Annotated in this window: 15 protein-coding genes; 8 read left to right on the plus strand and 7 right to left on the minus strand. The window is 63.1% G+C overall.

Annotation, left to right across the window (positions count from 1 at the left end):
• Window positions 1-24 precede the first annotated feature (24 nt).
• Together C7I56_RS02270 and C7I56_RS12810 are read left to right on the plus strand one after the other, a co-directional pair.
• Window positions 25-1,359, plus strand: coding sequence for a DEAD/DEAH box helicase (locus C7I56_RS02270; protein WP_106638915.1), 1,335 nt, complete (start codon window positions 25-27; stop codon window positions 1,357-1,359).
• Complete coding sequence (locus C7I56_RS12810) at window positions 1,247-1,567, plus strand: DUF1289 domain-containing protein (RefSeq protein ID WP_106638916.1); 321 nt, start codon at window positions 1,247-1,249, stop codon at window positions 1,565-1,567. The genes C7I56_RS02270 and C7I56_RS12810 overlap by 113 nt, the downstream gene beginning before the upstream one ends.
• Window positions 1,568-1,612: 45 nt before the next feature.
• Here C7I56_RS12810 and tgt read toward each other — a convergent pair whose 3' ends face one another.
• Complete coding sequence (gene tgt / locus C7I56_RS02280) at window positions 1,613-2,746, minus strand: tRNA guanosine(34) transglycosylase Tgt (RefSeq protein WP_106638917.1); 1,134 nt, start codon at window positions 2,744-2,746, stop codon at window positions 1,613-1,615.
• A 181-nt stretch (window positions 2,747-2,927) separates the two neighbouring features.
• Between tgt and C7I56_RS02285 the strand changes: the two genes are divergently transcribed.
• From C7I56_RS02285 to C7I56_RS02310, 6 genes are all read left to right on the plus strand, one after another.
• On the plus strand, window positions 2,928-3,527 hold the full coding sequence (locus C7I56_RS02285) for a hypothetical protein (protein ID WP_158702960.1): 600 nt from the start codon (window positions 2,928-2,930) through the stop codon (window positions 3,525-3,527).
• A gap of 47 nt (window positions 3,528-3,574) precedes the next feature.
• Window positions 3,575-4,060, plus strand: a complete 486-nt coding sequence (locus C7I56_RS02290; RefSeq protein ID WP_158702961.1) for a hypothetical protein — start codon at window positions 3,575-3,577, stop codon at window positions 4,058-4,060.
• Window positions 4,057-5,082, plus strand: coding sequence for a hypothetical protein (locus C7I56_RS02295; protein ID WP_106638920.1), 1,026 nt, complete (start codon window positions 4,057-4,059; stop codon window positions 5,080-5,082). Before C7I56_RS02290 ends, C7I56_RS02295 begins: the two co-directional genes overlap by 4 nt.
• Window positions 5,083-5,252: 170 nt before the next feature.
• A complete protein-coding gene (locus tag C7I56_RS02300; protein WP_106638921.1) occupies window positions 5,253-5,810 on the plus strand; it encodes a hypothetical protein in 558 nt (185 codons plus the stop codon).
• A 119-nt stretch (window positions 5,811-5,929) separates the two neighbouring features.
• Window positions 5,930-6,688: a fimbrial biogenesis chaperone gene (locus tag C7I56_RS02305; RefSeq protein ID WP_245409558.1), complete on the plus strand. Its 759-nt coding sequence runs from the start codon at window positions 5,930-5,932 to the stop codon at window positions 6,686-6,688.
• Window positions 6,689-6,698: 10 nt separating this feature from the next.
• Window positions 6,699-9,170 carry a fimbria/pilus outer membrane usher protein gene (locus C7I56_RS02310; protein WP_106638922.1) on the plus strand — a complete coding sequence of 824 codons (2,472 nt, stop codon included), beginning with the start codon at window positions 6,699-6,701 and terminating at the stop codon, window positions 9,168-9,170.
• A gap of 139 nt (window positions 9,171-9,309) precedes the next feature.
• Here C7I56_RS02310 and C7I56_RS02315 read toward each other — a convergent pair whose 3' ends face one another.
• From C7I56_RS02315 to mmsB, 6 genes are all read right to left on the minus strand, one after another.
• Complete coding sequence (locus tag C7I56_RS02315) at window positions 9,310-12,552, minus strand: autotransporter outer membrane beta-barrel domain-containing protein (protein ID WP_106638923.1); 3,243 nt, start codon at window positions 12,550-12,552, stop codon at window positions 9,310-9,312.
• 299 nt (window positions 12,553-12,851) lie between these two features.
• The gene (locus C7I56_RS02320) at window positions 12,852-13,325 is read right to left on the minus strand and encodes an HAD family hydrolase (RefSeq protein WP_106638924.1); all 474 of its coding nucleotides are present in this window, start codon (window positions 13,323-13,325) and stop codon (window positions 12,852-12,854) included.
• Window positions 13,322-13,735, minus strand: a complete 414-nt coding sequence (locus C7I56_RS02325) for a hypothetical protein (RefSeq protein ID WP_245409559.1) — start codon at window positions 13,733-13,735, stop codon at window positions 13,322-13,324. Before C7I56_RS02325 ends, C7I56_RS02320 begins: the two co-directional genes overlap by 4 nt.
• Before the next feature lie 225 nt (window positions 13,736-13,960).
• A complete protein-coding gene (locus C7I56_RS02335) occupies window positions 13,961-14,872 on the minus strand; it encodes a cation diffusion facilitator family transporter (protein ID WP_106639592.1) in 912 nt (303 codons plus the stop codon).
• A 103-nt stretch (window positions 14,873-14,975) separates the two neighbouring features.
• The gene (locus tag C7I56_RS02340) at window positions 14,976-17,102 is read right to left on the minus strand and encodes a M13 family metallopeptidase (RefSeq protein ID WP_106638926.1); all 2,127 of its coding nucleotides are present in this window, start codon (window positions 17,100-17,102) and stop codon (window positions 14,976-14,978) included.
• A 77-nt stretch (window positions 17,103-17,179) separates the two neighbouring features.
• Window positions 17,180-18,082 (minus strand): 3-hydroxyisobutyrate dehydrogenase, encoded by a 903-nt coding sequence (gene mmsB / locus C7I56_RS02345; protein WP_106638927.1) that lies wholly within the window; start codon window positions 18,080-18,082, stop codon window positions 17,180-17,182.
• Window positions 18,083-18,146 lie beyond the last annotated feature (64 nt).

An 18,146-nucleotide genomic window follows, 5' to 3' on the forward strand; every position in this document is an offset into this window, starting at 1 on the left:
GCGCAACTCTTTTCCGGATTTCGAATGACCTTTGCCGATCTCGGCCTTTCCGACGAATTGCTCCGCTCCGTGGAGGAATCGGGCTATAACGAGCCCACTCCCATTCAGCAGCAGGCGATCCCGTCCGTTCTGATGAACCGCGATCTTATCGGGATCGCCCAGACCGGCACCGGCAAGACGGCGAGCTTCGTGCTGCCGATGATCGACATCCTGGCCCAGGGCCGCAGCCGGGCGCGCATGCCGCGCTCGCTGATCCTGGAGCCGACCCGCGAACTCGCCGCTCAGGTCGCGGAAAATTTCGAGAAATACGGGAAGCATCACAAGCTTTCGATGGCGCTGCTGATCGGCGGTGTATCGATGGGCGATCAGATAAAGGCGCTCGAAAAGGGCGTGGACGTCCTCATCGCGACGCCCGGCCGGTTGATGGACCTGTTCGCGCGCGGCAATATCCTGCTCACCGGCTGCAACCTGCTTGTCATCGACGAGGCGGACCGGATGCTCGACATGGGCTTCATTCCGGACATCGAGGATATCTGCAAGAAGCTGCCGACGAACCGGCAGACCCTGCTCTTTTCCGCGACGATGCCGCCGCCGATTAAGAAATTGGCCGACAAATTCCTGTCGAACCCGAAAATGATCGAAGTTTCGCGGCCTGCCAGCAGCAACGCGCTGATCGATCAGCGGCTGTTGAAGATCGAACCGCGCAAAAAGCGGGACGCGCTGAAGGGGCTGATCCGCGATCTCGATGTCACGACCGCCATCATCTTCGCCAACCGCAAGACGACGGTGCGCGATCTGACGACCAGCCTCAAGCGCTCCGGCTTCGCGGCGGGCCAGATCCATGGCGACATGGAGCAGTCCGAGCGATTGAAGGAGCTGGATCGGTTCAAGTCGGGCGAGATCAACATCCTCGTCGCGTCTGACGTCGCGGCGCGGGGTCTGGACATCAAGGGCGTCAGCCACGTCTTCAACTTCGACGTGCCCTATCAGCCCGACGATTATGTCCACCGCATCGGCCGCACCGGCCGCGCGGGCAAGAGCGGCATGGCTGTGACGCTGGCGACGGCGGAGGATGCGGAGCATCTCGGCGCGATCCAGAAGCTGATCGGCAGTGCGATTCCGATGCTGGACGGGGCCGCACCTGCAGGCGAGCTGGAAGCTGAAGCGCCGCCGAAGAAGGCGCCGCGCGGCAGGGCGAAGAAAGCCGAAGCGCCACGCGAGGAACGCAAGCCCGAACGTGCGCGTGATGATCGTCCGCAAGAGCCCCGCCGCGCCCCGCGTGTCGAGGAGCCGGAAGGCGCGGACGAGGGCTGGAACGGGCCTGTCCCGGACTTCCTTAACTTCGGCGTGCCGAACTGAGCGATCCGGTTGCCTCGCCCTGCACGGGCGTTTGCACGTCGAATTCGAACGCACCCTCTGCGTCGGCTGCGGCCGGACGCTCGTTGAGATTGGCGAGTGGATCGGGGCCAGCGATGCGCGGAAACGGGAAATCGTAGCAGCGGCGGGAGAGCGGAAGTCGACCCTCTCCTCGTCACCCCGGCGAACGCCGGGGTCTCAGGACGAGTAAGGCGCCCTTCCGTCATGAGATTCCGGCTTTCGCCGGAATAACGGTTTATTTTTTTGAGTAGCGCGCCCTGAAGGCGTCGGCGAAGGATTTTAATCGCCCTTCGGCGATGGCGTCGCGCAGGCCTTGCATCAATTGCTGGTAGAAGCTGATATTATGTTCGGTCATCAGCATCGCGCCCAATATTTCGCCGGCGCGGATGAGGTGGTGGAGATAGGCGCGGCTCCATGTGCCACAGACGGGGCAGGCGCAGCTGGGATCGAGCGGGCCCTGATCCTCGGCGAACTTGGCGTTGCGGATGTTGAGCGGGCCATCGTGGGTGAAGGCTTGGCCGTTGCGGCCTGAGCGGGTCGGCAGCACGCAATCGAACATGTCGATGCCACGCTCAACCGCGCCGACGATGTCGTCGGGCTTGCCGACGCCCATCAGGTAGCGCGGCCTGTCGTGCGGCAGCATGGAGGGTGCGAAGTCGAGGACGCGGAACATCTCAGCTTGTCCTTCGCCGACGGCAAGGCCGCCGACCGCATAGCCATCGAAACCGATGTCGATCAGCTTGTCGGCAGAAATGCGGCGCAAATCCTCCTCCATCGATCCTTGCTGGATGCCGAACAGGGCCGAGCGCGCGGCATGGTCATGCCCCGTATCGAAGCCGTCGCGCGAGCGCTTCGCCCAGCGCATTGATCGCTCCATCGACGCCGCAGCCTGATCGCGCGTTGCCGGATAGGACGTGCATTCGTCGAAAGCCATGACGATGTCCGAGCCCAGCAGCCGCTGGATTTCCATCGACCGTTCCGGCGTCAGCATGTGCGCGGAGCCGTCGAGATGGCTTTTGAAGGACACGCCTTCCTCGCTCATATTGCGGAGGTCGGATAGGCTCATCACCTGATAGCCGCCGCTGTCGGTGAGGATCGGGCGTTCCCAGCCCATGAAATTGTGCAATCCGCCGAGCCGCGCCATCCGCTCCGCACCCGGGCGGAGCATCAGATGATAGGTGTTGCCAAGAATGATGTCCGCCCCCGCCGCGCGCACGTCCGCGGGCTTCATCGCCTTCACCGTCGCCGCCGTGCCCACCGGCATGAAAGCGGGCGTGCGGATATCGCCGCGGAGCATGGAAATCGTGCCGGTGCGAGCGGCGCCGTCGGTAGCGGCGATCTGGAAAGAGAAGCGAGAGCGTTCGTGCATGGGCGGCTCTTAACCCCGTCCAGCGCCGAACGGAATGGCTTTGACTATATCCCCCGATATAGCTTCCGCCAACGCCGGTTAAGGGCCGAATTGCCCGGGCGATAAATTGTTGTGTGGTCCCAAAAATCGCATCTGATTGTCTGAAGCGGACATATTCGACCGCAGGCAGAAGGGACGATTGGTGCAGGGTTTCCGGGCAGTCTGGATTGGGATGATGGCGATGCTGGCTTTTGCCGGCACGGCCGCTCATTCCAATACGGTCTATGCTCCGGGACAGGGCGCGGTGAACAGCTTGGCGCTCGGCATCGACGTCAAGGCGTCGGTCAAGGATCGCTGCGGTTTTGCATCCGCGCCGAATGCATCGATCAGCCAGGCCGATTTCGACACGACCGGTTTTTCCCGCGACATTCCGATCACGCTCAACTGTTCGGGTGCTTCGCGCGTGGCAGTGAGCTCGGCCAATGGCGGGTTGCAGACTGCCGCCGCCGCGACAGGCTTTGCGTCGAAGGCGCCTTATGATGTGACGGTGAACCTGGTTGCGGACAATGCGACCAAGGCCAGCGCGACCTGCGCTGCATCGACCCTGTCGTCGGGCGGCAGCTGCGCGGCCTTTGCGGGCACGGCAAGCAGCAGCACCGGCCTCCGCCTCGGCGCCCCGTCGACGAAATCAAACGGTTCCTATGTTCGTGTTTCGGCCGCGCCTTATTCGGCGAGTGCAACGCCGCTCGTCGCCGGCACCTATTCGGATACTTTGACCGTCACCGTGAGCGCCGCCTTATGACCAATGGAATGCTTTACGGCCCCGGCGACTTAAGCCAAATGAGAAATATGATGCGCCGCGCCAACATCTTGGATCATGCCCGAACGATCCTGATCGGTGAGCTGGCGCTTGGCCTTTCGGTCATGGCGGTGCCTGCTTCGGCCCAGACCGCGCGGGTCGACATGCAGGGCAGCGTTGCGCCGCGATGCTATGGCCGCGCCGTGGATGCGATCGAGATCGGGCACGACCTTCCCGAGTTGTCCGAGGTGAGCCGCAGGGTGACCGTGCGCTGCAGCGGAAACAGTCCCGCTCTGTCCGTGCGCAGTCAATCGCTCGCCAATCCGGATGTAACGCTGACCGCCTTCGGCGCGGGCGGGCGAAGCGGTACGGCAACCGAGGCCAGTCCCATGGCTCCGGTCGATCTCGGCGCCCGGCTGGCTGCGGACGAGGGCAATGTCCTCGTCCATATCGCCGACGTGCGTCTCGCTTCTGAGCAGAGCGCCCATGCCGGGCAAGGAGGGGCGGTGGAAATCATCGTCGCACCGGCACCGTGAGGCGCGGCCTGTATCTTTTCGGCGGAAGTCTGGTCGCGGCGCTTGCGGCCGTATCGCCAGCGCAGGCGCAGTCCACGCGATGCGGAGTGACAGGGCAGGCGACCGCGCCCGCGACGATCACTTACGACCCATTTTCCTCAACCGGCTTGTCGCAAGTGACGGTGCCGTTGATCCTGACCCGCACCCGGGGCTTCATCACGGGCCGCACCAATCAGGTGAGCCTTGTCCTCACCAAGCCGGTCGGAGCGCCTGATTATGACGTCACCTATCAGGGCAGCCGCGTCATCTACACGGAGGGGGCGACGGGAACCCGGCCGCGCTCGCTGACGGCGATCGACGGCGGCGCCAATGCGGCGGGCGAAATACGTTATGATTTTGGCGGTCTATTCAGTTCGGACATATCGGCGGCGCTTAACCTGCGCGTCACCGTGCCGCCCAATGTCGACCTGTCATCGGGCGATCCGATCGAACTCGACATCCTGTATATCTGTTCGGGCGAGGGTGGCCTTGCCAGTGTGCTCACACCGACAAAGCTTGCCGACGGCGTCCGCATCAATGTGAATGTGGTGAGTGCCCTCCAGGCTTATTATGCCGGGTCCGCGCTCGATTTCGGCGAAATCGGCGAGGTGAATACCGCTGCCGTCCAGGCGGCGCCCGCATCCTATACGACGTCAGCGAGCAATGCGATTCGCGTGAAGAGCTCCGGCCCCTATCAGGTGCAGGTCCAGTCGCAGAATAACTTCCGGCTGACTTTCCCGGGCGGCAGCCTCGCCAACGCTGCGCAGACCATCCAATATAAAGCTCAGTTCCTCGGCACCGATATCATATCGAACAGCAGCTTCGGCACGCGAACCTGCGCCCGTGCGGGCGTCGGCGGCGCGGGCGGAACCCTGCCGATTCGCGCGACTCTGCTGGAAGGGGGAGCGGGTAAGGCGCCGTCCGGCAATTACGCGGACATTATCACCGTCACCTTGTCGCCGGTTATATCCGCGTCATCCGGCCTGTCCTGTTCGGCGCTTTAAGCGCCTCGTCTCGTAGAGCGGCCGAAAATCCTAACCTTGGATATAGTTTTTCTCCCACAAGGTTAGCCGCTCTTTTCGCCTTCCGCTAAATATCTGGCAGCGATCTCCCAAGGCATAAGCAGGGCATCGGAGCAACGATGCTCCACCAAGATTACTCAGGAGACTACGCCATGAAGAAGATCGCTCTCGCCACCGTCGCCGCTCTCGCCGCTTTCGCCGCTCAGCCCGCTTTCGCCCAGGCCGCCGGCACCGTCGACATCACCGGCAGCGTTGCCGCAAAGTGCACCGCCGTCACGCCGATCAGCGGCACGATCACGCTCGGCGAACTTGCCAAGTCGACCGGCACTGTGGACAGCGGCTTCGGTTCCAACACCGGCGGCCTTTCCCGCCAGTTCACCATCCGCTGCAACGGCGCCAACCCGCAGCTTTCGGTGAATGCCAAGGCACTGACGAACGCCGCCGTGACGACCGCCAGCCTTGGCTACACCAACCAGGTGAACTACACCGCGACGCTGACCGCGGTTGGCGCCAAGGGCGGCACCGCGACGGTGACCGACCTGACGAGCAGCCAGGGTGCGACCACCGGCCTCCTCGGTGATCGCTTGGCCTCGGCTTCGAACAACGTAACGCTCGCCATCTCCAACGGCCAGACTTCGGACAGCACCGCGATCCTGGAAGCGGGCAGCTACGCCGGTTCGGTCGACGTCATCATCTCGCCGGCGGCGTAACAAATCTCGCAACCAGAACGGTTGCAAAAGATTATAGATTGGCGGGCATCAATGGTGCCCGCCAATTGCTGTTTCGGACAGGCCCCGCCATGATAGGCCGCCAGCCGGGAGGATTGCGTGTGAAGGCGTTGCTTAAGAAAGTACCGATCTGGGCCGCGATCCTGTTCGCCGCCCTGGGAATTTCATCGATCGTCTATGCGATGACCGTCCAGCCGGTCGTCATCGATCTCACCACCGGCGGACGCGGCATGAGCCAGGTTCTTACGGTCGAGAACACGTTCGACAAGCCGTTGCCGGTCGAAATCCGGATCGAAAGCCTGAAGCTCGATACGGACGGCGTTGCGCCTACGGGCCAGGATCCGGGCGATCTTGCCGTCTTCCCGCCGCAAGCGCTGATCCAGCCCGGCCAGCGGCAGACGTTCCGCGTCCAATATGTCGGCGCACCGACCCTCGACACCAGCCGCCATTATTATGTGACGGTGGCGCAGCTTCCCGTGAAGCTGGAAGAGGGGCAGTCGAACATCCAGCTCCTCTATAATTTCCAGGTTCTGGTGAGCGTTTCGCCGGATGGGCAAAAGCCCGCGCTCACCATCACCAAAACGGAAACCGCTACGAACGCGGAAGGAAAGCCGGTGCCCGCAATCACGGTGAGCAATCTCACCAAGGCGCATGGCTATCTGTCGCGCGGACGGTTGCGGATCGTGCAATATGATGCGGGCGGCAAGGAAGTGTTCCGCCGTGCACTGTCGGGCCCCGAAATCCAGCAGACGGTCGGCTATGGGCTCGTCGGCGCTGGGCAGATCCGCCGGATCGTCGTTCCTGTCGAGTTGCCGCAGCAAGGGGGGCGTATTGAGGCCGAGTTCACCCCGGAAAGCTAAGGCGTCGGGGATGAAAGGGCGGCTCGCGGTCTCCGCCGCGTTCGTTCTTTTCAATCCGTCTTTGGCATCAGGGCAGGGGGCGCCGTCCGCTGCCACGGTGGAGATCGCGCCCGATCCGCAAGCCGCTGGGCAGCTCAATCCGACGGGCAAGCCGGTTGTGCTGACCGCGCCCGTGATGGACGGATCGACCTATCTTGGCGATGCGACGATCACGATCGAGGCGGATGAGCGGGTGCATTTTTCCGCGCGGCGCCTGCTCGATCTGCTCAAGAACCGCGTGGATGCCGGCGCGCTTCAGACGCTGGAGAGCGCCGTCGCCGGGGGACGTCCGCTGACCGCGAGCGAATTTCAACGGGCGGGCATCCTCATCCGCTACAATCCGCAAGCGCTCGAGCTGCAATTGGACATCGCGCCGGGCAGCCGGGCGTCGCGCTCGCTTGCCCTGTCCGACATTGACGACGGTCCGACGGGCAGCTTCATCGCGCCCGCCGATTATAGCGCCTATGTCAGCGTGCGCGGATCGCTCGATTATGTGCATCAGGGCGCGGATCGCGGCTTGGACCTCCCGGTCATCTTCATCGACGGCGCGGCGCGTGTTCGCGGAATCGTTATCGAGTCGGAAGCCAATTACCAGCCGGGTGCGCGCGATGCGGATTTCCAGCGGCGCGGCACGCGGGCCGTTTACGACGATCAGGACAGGCTCATGCGCTGGAGCGCGGGCGACCTGCTGACACTTGGCCGGGGCTTTCAATCGGCACCGGAAATTGCGGGCCTTGCCCTCTATCGCTCCTACAGCGTGCTTGAGCCGCAGGCGATCATTCGGCCGCGCGGCGACCGGAGTTTTCGCCTTGATCGCCGGTCGAGCGTGGAGGTGAGCGTCAACAATCAGATCGTGCGGCGGATCGAGCTCGATCCCGGCAGCTATGATCTGCGCGACTTTCCTTTCACCCAAGGTGCGAACGATATCCGCCTGACGATCACTGACGATGCCGGACGATCCGAGACGGTGCGCTACAATATCTTCCTCGATCAGGCGCAGCTGGCGAGGGGGCTGAGCGAATTCGGCCTTTATGCCGGTGTCATCGCGCCGCTGGGACGGAATGGGCCGCGTTACAGCGACGATCTTGCCTTCACAGGCTTCTACCGGCGGGGGATGAGCGACACGTTGACCCTTGGCGCGAACGTCCAGGTTGACCCTTATGGCTGGATGGGTGGGCCCGAAGCGGTGCTTGCGACGCCCATCGGCTCCTTTGCGGGGTTCCTCGCCGCGTCGCAGGTTGAGGGTTATGGCAAAGGCTGGGCGTCGATCCTGACATTCCAGCGGCCGGTCCTCCGCGCCAATGGGCTATCGAACAGTTTTTCCCTTTCCCTGGAAGCGAGGAGTCGGGACTTCGGGCCGATCGGCACTTTGCGGCCGTTCAATCCCTTCGTTTATGAAATTGGCGGGGGCTACAGCCGGTCGATCAACGAAGACATCTATGCAGGGGTCGATGCACGTTATTCCAAGGGCCGGGGCGACCAACGCGATGTCGCCAGCCTGCGCGCGACGATGGGCTGGCGGATCAATGCGGCCCTGAACTTCACCGGTGACGCGCGCTATGAACGGGATGCGTTCGGCACCGAGGTCGGCGCGTTCCTGTCGCTCACCTATCGCCTTGGCCGCTATTCCAGCCTGCGCGGCGATTACGACCCGCGGTTCAACCGGGCGCGCCTCACCTACCAGACCTATCGGGGGTCGGGCGTCGGCGCCTATAATTTCAATGCCGACATCGAGCGGAGCGATGGCGGCGTCGGCGCAACCGTCAACGCCAATTATTTCGCCAACCGCGCCGAATTGGGCTTCAGCCATTTCGGGACGTTCGATGGCGAGTTTGGGCCTTCGACCAGTCAGCGCTCCTCTCTCCGCTTCGGCACTGCTGTGGGAGTGGCGGATGGCGCGGTGTCTTGGGGGAGGCCGGTTTATGACAGCTTTGCGGTGGTTCAGGCGCACCGCTCGCTGAAGGGCGCTGACGTCGTGCTGGACCCGAGCCCATCGGGCGCCACGGCCCATACGGGGGCGCTTGGCACTGCCCTCTATTCTAGCCTGACCAGCTATAGCGAGCGCTCGATTACGGTGGACGCGCCTGCGGCGCCGACCGGTGCAGATTTAGGGCAGGGCGCTTTCCGCCTGTTCCCGCCTTATCGCGCGGGGTACAAATTGACGGTGGGGTCGGATTATTCGGTGACGGTGGTCGGGCGTCTTGTCACGCGGGATGGCTCCCCGGTCAGCCTCGTTGCGGGCACTGCGACGGAATTGGCCCAGCCGGATCGTGAGCCGGTTACGTTGTTCACGAATGGTGACGGGCGCTTCGGTGCCACCGGCCTGGCGCCGGGGCGCTGGCGGATCGAGATGCTCGATCCGGACCGGAGCATATTTGAAATCGAGATCGCTGATGAGGCTGAGGGGGTTATTCAGCTCGGCGAGGTGCGCCCTTCGAGCTGATTTCTTCTAAAGGCGACCATTTCACCCCGCTAGGGCTGGTGACGCAGCCCGGTTCCAGCTGGTTCCGTCCTTCGACAGGCTCAGGACTAGCGGGGGTGGGTAGGCGGAGGCGGAGCAGGTTACTCCGCCTCCAAGCCATTTAGAAGGCCGCGTTCAGGCCGATGCGGAAGGCGACGGCTGCGTGGCCTTGCTGTTCTTCCGCGCTGAATTCGCCGCCAAGGCGGAAGATCTGCGTGCCGCCGGCGAGGCGGAGGCGGCCGATCCAACCGCTCTTGCGGTCTTCGGCACGAAGCACGAAATCGTCGCCTTCCGCGAAGCGGGCCGTGGTCGTGCCAAGCTCGCCCGCGATGATCTGACGGCGTCCGGCTTCCGCTTCCAGGCGCAACCAGGTGCCCTGCGGATCCATGCTGCCGAAATCATAGCCGACGACCATCGAGCCCGTGGCTGCGAGTTCGTCGCCCGTGCGCTTGTCGACGCTGAGGTTGAAGGCGTCGCCGCCGCCATTTTCCTCATAATCGCCTTCCGACAGGCGATAATAATCGATCGCCGCAGTCGGACGGAAGCTCAGGCGTCCCGACTGGATTTCATAAGAAGCGCCCGCCGTTCCCGAAAAGAGCGTACCGTTCCAATCCGCTTCGGCCGTGCGGGTGACCGTCTGGCTGCCGGCAGTGCCGATGAACCGGCGGAAGCCTTCGAACTTAATGAAGGCGCCCGACGCCCGCGCATAGGCCTGAAGCGGCCCGAAATCGCCGCGCCAATAGCCGGCCAGTTCGAACTGGTTGGTATCGACCTGATTGTCATTGCCGCCAAAGGCGTCCTTGCCGAGCAGATAGCCGAAGGATGCGCCGACCACGTTCCCTTCGGACAGTTCCTTTTCGGCCCCTGCCGCGGCACCCCAGCCGCTGACGTCATATTCGGACGTGTCGCCGATATCCTTGCTCGTGCCCCAGACAACCTGCGACACCCAGACGCCCGGGCGTCCGTCCGGTGCGACCGGGATGCGGCGATCCTGCAGCATCCGCGCCGTCGCACGCGAGGCCTGCGTGACGGTTTCGAACGTGCCGCCAGCATGTTCGGGAAGGAGCTGGCGATAAGCGGCGTCGAACGCGCCCTGCTCGCCGATGCCGAGGAACACGTCGGCCACCTGCTCGTCGCTGTCGAGCGCGTCGAAGATCGCGTCATAAGCGGCGGCTTCCGACGCGTTGAACTGAAGCTCGCTTGCCGTCTTGCGGCGGATGTTAAGCGCCACGGTATCGGTCGTTTCGTTGGCGGTGACCGATCCGGCGTAGAGGTAGGGAAGGGTCGCCGTGTCGGCGCTGATGTTGGCGCCGCCGGTCAGCGATCCTGCACGCAAAACCGTGAAGGTGCCTTCCGAATCCGCGATGCGGCTCAACGTGACCGAGATGCGGCTGTTCGTGCCGAAGCTTGCCGCGCCCGCCACGTCATACAATGTGTTGTTGCCGCTGACCGGATCGAGCGTGACCGCAAGGGTGGAATTCGCGCCCATGGTGAGCGAGCCGATATCGACCTCCCCCACATTGGTTGCGCCAAAGCGGCCGCCATCGACAGTGATTGCCGCCGAACCGGCATTGCTGATCCGGCCGGTGAAGCTGGACGTGCCGGCCAGCGTCATCGTGTCGGCGCCGCCGCCAAAATTGATGTCCCCGGCAAAGCGCGAGGTTCCGGCCATGGTGATCGTATCGACACCAGCGCCAAAGGTCGCGTTGCCGGTATAGGCGGCATCGCCCGAAAGCGCGAGGCGGTTGGCCCCCGCGCCGAAGGTGGTGTTGCCGGTGACGGTGCCGTCGGCAATGTCGAATACATCGTCGCCGCCGCCGAAGCGGACGTTACCGATGATCTGCGGCGCGTTGCCGGTGGTGACGGCATTCTGGCGGATGGTGACGCCGGTGCCGTTGAGGCTGACGTCGATCGCATTGGTGCGATCCGCGTCGAGCGCGGCACCAGTTGCGGCGATCGTGCCCGTATTTTCGATAAGGTCGAGGCCGCCGGAGCGATCGACGATCGCGCTGGCAATGCCGCCCGTGCCGCTGACCGCGCCGCGGATGACGCCGCTATTAGTGATCCGGTTGACGGTCGCACCGGCTTCGATCGCCAAGCCTTCAGCGCGTGTCGAGCTTTCCGCTCCACCCGCAGACCCGCTGAGGAGGCCCGATACGCTGACCGTGTCGACTGTGGCACCAGACCCGATGTTGAGCGCCGTCGCGCTGCGATCGAACGACTCCGCGTTGACGCTCGCGCCGATCGTCATTCCTCCAGCGACTGTCACGTCGCCGCCCAAGCCCCCGATCTGGATCGCGGTGGAGGTGACGCCGCTGTAAACGCCATCCGATTTCACTGTGCCGTTGATGACAATACCATGGCCCGAAGCGTGGCCGGTTACCGCGCCTACCGCGATATCTTCGGTCGCGGACCCGATGCGGATGGCCGGTGCCGATCCGAAGGTCGAGATATTCGCGGCGCCTTCGTCCTTATCCTTGATGCCGTCATTGTCTTCGTCTTTGTCTGTCGTGCCGGGCGCAACGGCAAAGATGATGCCGCCCGAAACATTGCCGCGAATATCGACGGCCGGTCCGCCCTGGAGCAGGTCGTCGGCATCGAGTGCGTTGAGTGCCGCGGTCGTGGTCGGTCGGCTGTTGGAGCGATAGCCCGAACTCGAGATCGCTCCCTGGATTTCGAGCGTCCCGGTGATGTCGCCAAGCATCTGGGCGCCGACAGCATTGGCGCCCTTCACGGTGATGGCGCCCGCAATCCGGGTGTTGCCGTTCAAGTCATTCGCACGGATGCCAACGCTGTCATTGCCGGTCACGTTGATCGTGCCGTTATTGATGAGGCGGCCGTTCAGTGTATTTTCGATGCTGATACCGGCCGAAGCATTACCTTCGATGGTGATCGTTCCGGAATTGGTGATGTTTCCGGTAAGGGGAGCGCCACCGCCCAAAACGCGGATCCCGTACCGGCCTGTCCCTTGCGCGAAGCCGCCGTCGAGATCGCCGTCCTTGTCGCTGTCGGTGCCCGTATAATCTTCGATAATGGAAATCGTCGCGCCCGCGGCATTGTTGATTGTAGTCGCCGTCACGCCGGACGTGACGAGAATGCCGGTGGAATCGTTCACATTGTTGGTGCCGATCGTGGCCTCGTTCGTCACAGCATTATTGCTGTCCACGATCACAGCGCCGCCGCTCACCGTCGGGCGGACCGAGCCACCGGTGGCGATGCGAATGTCGCTCGCGGCACCGTTGTTTGCGGTGGACGTGGAAATCGATGTGGTGCGCGCGGTGGAGATCACCGTCTGGGCGGCGGCTGGCATCGCAACGGCGAGCGCAACCGGCGTGAGGCACGTGGCAGCAAGCAAATAACGCATCTGGACTCAAACCCCTTCAAAGGCGGCAACTTCTTGCCGTTCGTGGCTGTTCAGCGATGTTCTGTGGACGACGTGGGATTGAACCCAGAAAGAGCGTCCCCCCGGCTTAAGTTGCTTATCGCTGTCCCCTGTCGCGCGCAGCCATGCCAGATGCTGAGCGCCGAGGAAAGATGCCATTCCGAAATTGTGGCTCGTGAACCGGACCAGCCGTCATTGCGAGGAGCGATACGACGAAGCAATTCATGGTTCTGGCAAGCACAGTTGGATTGTTTCGCTTCGCTCGCAATGACGAGGGAAGATTAGGACATCGGAAAATATTCGCGCAGGGCCATCAGCGTCTCATCGACGGTTCGGTGATGGATGAAAATCCCGCCCGCTTCTTCCCACAGATGGCGGTGCTTCAGCGTGTCGTCGACCAGCACATCGCCTTCTTTCGCGTGATTGCGTTTGTTGACCGCCATGCAGGTGATGATGCGCGTGCCGGGGAAGTGTTCTGCAGCCCAGCGTTCCTTCTGCGGGGCAGCCCAATTGCCGCGCGGCAGGCCGGTGAGGATGATTGGATCGAGATGGCGGACGGCTTCGAACAATGTCATCGCGCCCGGCATCGGGGGCAGGGTGCCGTAGAAATCCGGCGCGGCCGCGAGTTTCGCCCACATCTTCCCGATATTATGCCGCCGCTCGAACTCGCGCGGGGAAGCGCCAAGGACGGACTTCGCACCCGCGTCAAAATCGGCCAGAACGCCGTCGCAGTCGAGGTAGAGCTGCCGGGTCATGGAAAGCGTTTCGGCTGGAGCAGGATCGGCATGGGGAGCGCGATCGGCGCCCAGCCGAATGCCGCGATCACGTCGTTGCTTTCCCTGGCCCGCCTGCCTTCCGCCAGCGACCAGGTAATATGATAGGTGCTGCCGTCCGGCCTATCCGTGGTTCCATCGATCCGCACCACCAACGCCTCGACCCCCTTGCCGTCGTCGCTCCGCCCGACGATCTCGCCCTCCGTTTCCGAAGGAAGCCCGGCATCGCGGGAGGTGTGAGCCTTCAGGGTCACATGATCGGCGACCACTTCGCCATATTTCGGCGGAAATTGTTGAAGGAGCTCCCGGCGCTGGCTGAGGTCGAGAGCCCAACCGATCACCATTTTCCCGTTGCCCGCCCGATCCGATGCTTCCTTCGCGTTCATTGTCATGGGTCATCCAATGCTGGTGCAAGCGGACCGGTTCCTCGCAGTGCGCGTTGTTGTTAGCGAAAGGAAGCATGATGGAGAGGAAGAGGGAAGAGGAGCAGGAGGGAAACCTGCCTTCGCATGTTGAAGAAAGCCGGAAGGAAGGCGAACGGCACCGCCGCGAATTGGATGAGGTGCCGCCGCCTGGCACCGACCCACTCCACGAAGGGCCCTAATTGAGTCCGGAGCCTAGCCGCCCGCAAAGGATGTTGGCGCCAGAAACAGGCGTTTCACATCTGGCTCGACAGCGCGAATCTCTGCGATAAGACGCCCGACGATCCGTTCGATTTCTCCGGCCGGAACGGTATCGCGAAAGTCGACGAGAGCGGTGACGACGATGTCGTGAGGGCCAAGGTGAACCGAACTCATGTCCCGCACCTCGACAATGACGGGTTCGCGAAGCAGGTGATGCTCGAGCCTTGCGAGGAGCGCGGGCGAGGCGGATTCCCCGATAATGAGGCTCATCGTCTCGCGCGCAAGCAGCAGCGAGGCCGCGATGAGGATTAGGCCGATCAGCAACGAAGCGACGCCGTCCAAAGCGGGGAGATTGAAGAGATGGGCGGCGACAAGGCCCGCCAGCGCGACTGCGAGGCCGATAAGAGCCGCCGTGTCTTCGAACAAGACGGTAAAGAGCACCGGATCCTTTGCCTCCCGTACCGCGCGCCACCAGGATGTATTGCCGGTAACCTTGCGGAATTCGCCAAGCGCAACGCGGAAGGATCCGCCCTCCATCACCATGGCGAGGCAGAGTATGACGTAATTGACGACCGGGCTTTCCACCGGATGGGGCGCATTGAGCTTCTGGACGCCTTCATAGATCGCCACGACGCCGCCCGCCGTGAAGAGCAGTACGGCGACGACGAAGCTCCAGAAATAGATTTCGCGCGAATAGCCGAAGGGGTGTTTGCGGTCCGCGGGCCGCGCCGATCGCTTCATGCCGAAGAGAAGGAGCAGTTGATTGCCCGTGTCGACGAGGCTGTGCACGCCCTCCGCGAGCATCGCGCTTGAACCGGTATAGGCCGCCCCGCCGAACTTCGCGATCGCGATGCCGAGATTGGCGCCCATCGCGGCGAGTACCGCCTTTTTCGACCCTGTCGCCATTTCGTCCTTCCACATCCTGGAAGGGGCGAACGTTGCGGGCGGGTGAATGTTCGCCTGCGCGCAAAAGAAAAGGGAGCCGAAGCTCCCTTTCCCCTTCAGTCTCTTACCAGATCCGCGCGCGTTCTTCCGGCGGGATATAGAGCGCTTCGCCCGGCTGGATGTTGAATGCCTCATACCAGGCATCGACGTTGCGGAGCGGCGCGAAGGCGCGGATGTGGCCCGGCGAGTGCGGGCCGTTGACGATCTGCTGACGCAGCGCATCGTCGCGCCACAGCGTCCGCCACACCTGCGCCCAGCCCATGAACAGGCGCTGTTCGCCGGTGAAACCGTCGATGACCGGCGATTTCTGACCATTGAGCGAGTTCTTGTACGCGTCATAGGCGACGTGGATGCCAGCCATATCGCCGATATTCTCGCCCATCGCGACGCGGCCGTTGATGCGCATGTCGGGCAGCGTCGGGAAGGTGTAGGCTTCATATTGAGCGCCCAATCGCGCTGCCTGCGTTTCGAATTTCGCCGCATCATCGGCCGTCCACCAATCGCGCAGGATGCCCTTGCCGTCCGACTTGCGGCCCTGATCGTCGAAGCCGTGGCTGATTTCGTGGCCGATTACGCCGCCAATGGCGCCGTAATTGACGGCCGGATCGGCCTTGGGATCGAAGAAGGGCGGTTGCAGGATTGCGGCGGGGAAGACGATCTCGTTCTTCACCGGCGAATAATAAGCGTTCACCGTCTGCGGCGTCATGCCCCATTCGGCTTCGTCCACGCGCTGGCCGAGCCGATTGGCACGATAATTCCATTCGAAAGCCGCCGCCCGTTCGACATTCCCGAACAGGTCGCCATTCTTGATCTGCAGCGCCGAATAATCCCGCCACTTGTCGGGATGGCCGATCTTCAGGCCAAAATTGGCGAGCTTGTCGAGCGCCTGGACCTTCGTTTCCGGGCTCATCCACTGAAGGCCCTCGATACGGGTCTTCATGGCAGCCTTCACGTTGGCGACCAGGCTGTCCATCGCGGTCTTTGCTTCGGCGGTATAATAGAGGCCGACATAGTCGCGGCCGATGGCTTCGCCCATCGCGCCTTCCGCCACGCCGACGCCGCGCTTCCAACGCTCGCGCTGCTCCGGCTGGCCGTTCATGAACTTCGAACGGAATTCGAACTGTGCCTGGTCGAAAGCCTTGGACAGGAGCGGGGCGGCGTCATCCACCGTCTGGAAAGCCTGCCATGCCTTCAGCGTCTCAAGATCGGTATCCGCGAAAATCTTCGCGATTTTCGGGAATGCGGTGTTCTGCGACACGATCGCCTTGTCGGCCTTGCCGACATTGGCGGCCGCCATGAACGTGCCCCAGGGGAAGCCCGGCGCCTGCGTATTCAGCTCCGCGAGCGTCATCGGATTATAGGTCTTGTCGCGGTTGCGGCTTTCGGCGCGGGTCCAATGCGCCTCGGCGATCTTCGTTTCCATCGCGACGATGTCGGCGGCCGCCTTTTCCGCATTCGCCCAGCCGGCAAGGCCGAGCATCTGTGCGACATATTGCTGGTAGCGGGTCTTCTGCGGCGCGAATTTTTCCTGAAGATACATTTCGCGGTCGCCCAGGCCGAGGCCGGACTGACTCATGTACAGTGCGTAATAATCCGGATTCTTGCTGTCGTCGTTGACGAACGCGCCGAAGAAGCTGCCACCGACCCGGCCGAGCGACTGGCCCATCAGCTTGGCCATGTCATCCTTCGACTTCACGCCACGTATGGCTTTGAGCTTCGGCTGGAGCGGCTTGGCGCCGAGCTTCTCGATCGCCGCTTCGTCCATGAACGCCTGGTAGAGAGCCGCAACCTTCGCCTGATCGCCGTCCTTTGCGGGATTGCCGAGCTTATAGCCTTCAACCAGCTGGCGAACACGCGCCTCGGAAAGATCGCGCAGCGTCGCGAACGCGCCGAAAGAGGAGCGGTCCGCCGGAATTTCCGTCGTCTTGGCCCACGTGCCATTCACATAGCCGAAGAAGTCGTCACCGGGCTTGACGCTCTTGTCCATGCCCGCCGTATCGATGCCCCACTCGCCCATGGGGGCGGCCGCAATCGTCGTGGCGGTGCTGCTGCTCGCGCCAGTGCTTGCCGCGCTGTCGAATAGAGACAGCATCGTGCAGGCCTCGTCGATGCAATCATGGCTCTCGTCCGCAAAAGCGGGGGCGGCCGCAAGCAGCGCAAGGCCGAGCGCCTTGGTCGTCAAAAGCTTCATTTCTGCCCCTTTGGCTCATGGGCGTGAATCGCCCGGATGGCGGACACTATTCAGGGGCAGCGATGAACGTCAAATGATCATGCGTCGGCAGGCTTTTCCCAGCTGTCGTCGATCATCTTGATAATGGCGGAAAAATCCTTTCCCGCGCCGCCAAGATTGGCGAAGCGCGTATAGAGTTCCTCCGCTTCAGCGCCCATGGGCGTATAGGCGTTGACGCTCTGTGCCGCTTCCATGGCGAGCTTCAGATCCTTCAGCATCAGGGCGGTTGCGAACCCGCCTTCATAGTCGCGATCCGCAGGCGTCTGCGGACCGACGCCGGGGACCGGGCAATAGCTCGTCATCGACCAGTTCTGGCCCGATGCCTGGCTCGAAATGGCGAAGAAGGTCTGCGGGTCGAGGCCGAGCTTCTGAGCCAGCGCGAAGGTCTCGCAGGTCGCGACCATCGACGCGCCCAAGAGCATGTTGTTGCAGATTTTCGCCGCCTGACCCGCGCCCGCGCCGCCCGCGTGGATCACCGCCTTGCCCATGATTTCGAGGAAGGGTTGTGCCGCTTCGAAGGCCTTGTCCGTGCCGCCGCACATGAAGGTGAGGGTGCCCGCTTCGGCCGCCGCTATACCGCCGGAGACCGGCGCATCGACCATCTGGTAGCCCGCCGCTTCCGCGTCCGCGATCACCTTGCGCGCCGTGGTGACATCGATCGTGGAGCAATCGATCAGGATCGCAGCCTTGGGGGCCGCGCCGAGGATGCTGTTCTCGTACACATCCTCCACATGCTTGCCCGCAGGCAGCATGGTGACGACGACATCGGCCTCGCTCGCCGCTTCGGCAGCGGAAGCGGCGCGGATGCAACCCGCTGCTTCGGCTTTGGCGAGGGCCGCATCGGAAAGGTCGAAAGCCCGCACCTCATGTCCCGCCTTGGCGAGATTGGCGGCCATACCGCTCCCCATATTGCCGAGCCCGATGAATGCGACCTTTGCCATTTCGTTATCCTCTACCTTACATCCAGAACCGCTAGGGCTGAGCTTGTCGAAGCGCGTTTGCCCC

The organism is Allosphingosinicella vermicomposti (genome assembly GCF_003012815.1).
GTDB lineage: Bacteria > Pseudomonadota > Alphaproteobacteria > Sphingomonadales > Sphingomonadaceae > Allosphingosinicella > Allosphingosinicella vermicomposti.

Coding starts and splice junctions, on each gene's coding strand:
- C7I56_RS02270 (WP_106638915.1), top strand. CDS start 25: ATGACCTTTGCCGATCTCGGCCTTTCCGACGAATTGCTCCGCTCCGTG.
- C7I56_RS12810 (WP_106638916.1), top strand. CDS start 1,247: ATGATCGTCCGCAAGAGCCCCGCCGCGCCCCGCGTGTCGAGGAGCCGG.
- tgt (WP_106638917.1), bottom strand. CDS start 2,746: ATGCACGAACGCTCTCGCTTCTCTTTCCAGATCGCCGCTACCGACGGC.
- C7I56_RS02290 (WP_158702961.1), top strand. CDS start 3,575: ATGATGCGCCGCGCCAACATCTTGGATCATGCCCGAACGATCCTGATC.
- C7I56_RS02300 (WP_106638921.1), top strand. CDS start 5,253: ATGAAGAAGATCGCTCTCGCCACCGTCGCCGCTCTCGCCGCTTTCGCC.
- C7I56_RS02310 (WP_106638922.1), top strand. CDS start 6,699: ATGAAAGGGCGGCTCGCGGTCTCCGCCGCGTTCGTTCTTTTCAATCCG.
- C7I56_RS02315 (WP_106638923.1), bottom strand. CDS start 12,552: ATGCGTTATTTGCTTGCTGCCACGTGCCTCACGCCGGTTGCGCTCGCC.
- C7I56_RS02320 (WP_106638924.1), bottom strand. CDS start 13,325: ATGACCCGGCAGCTCTACCTCGACTGCGACGGCGTTCTGGCCGATTTT.
- C7I56_RS02325 (WP_245409559.1), bottom strand. CDS start 13,735: ATGACAATGAACGCGAAGGAAGCATCGGATCGGGCGGGCAACGGGAAA.
- C7I56_RS02335 (WP_106639592.1), bottom strand. CDS start 14,872: ATGGCGACAGGGTCGAAAAAGGCGGTACTCGCCGCGATGGGCGCCAAT.
- C7I56_RS02340 (WP_106638926.1), bottom strand. CDS start 17,102: ATGAAGCTTTTGACGACCAAGGCGCTCGGCCTTGCGCTGCTTGCGGCC.
- mmsB (WP_106638927.1), bottom strand. CDS start 18,082: ATGGCAAAGGTCGCATTCATCGGGCTCGGCAATATGGGGAGCGGTATG.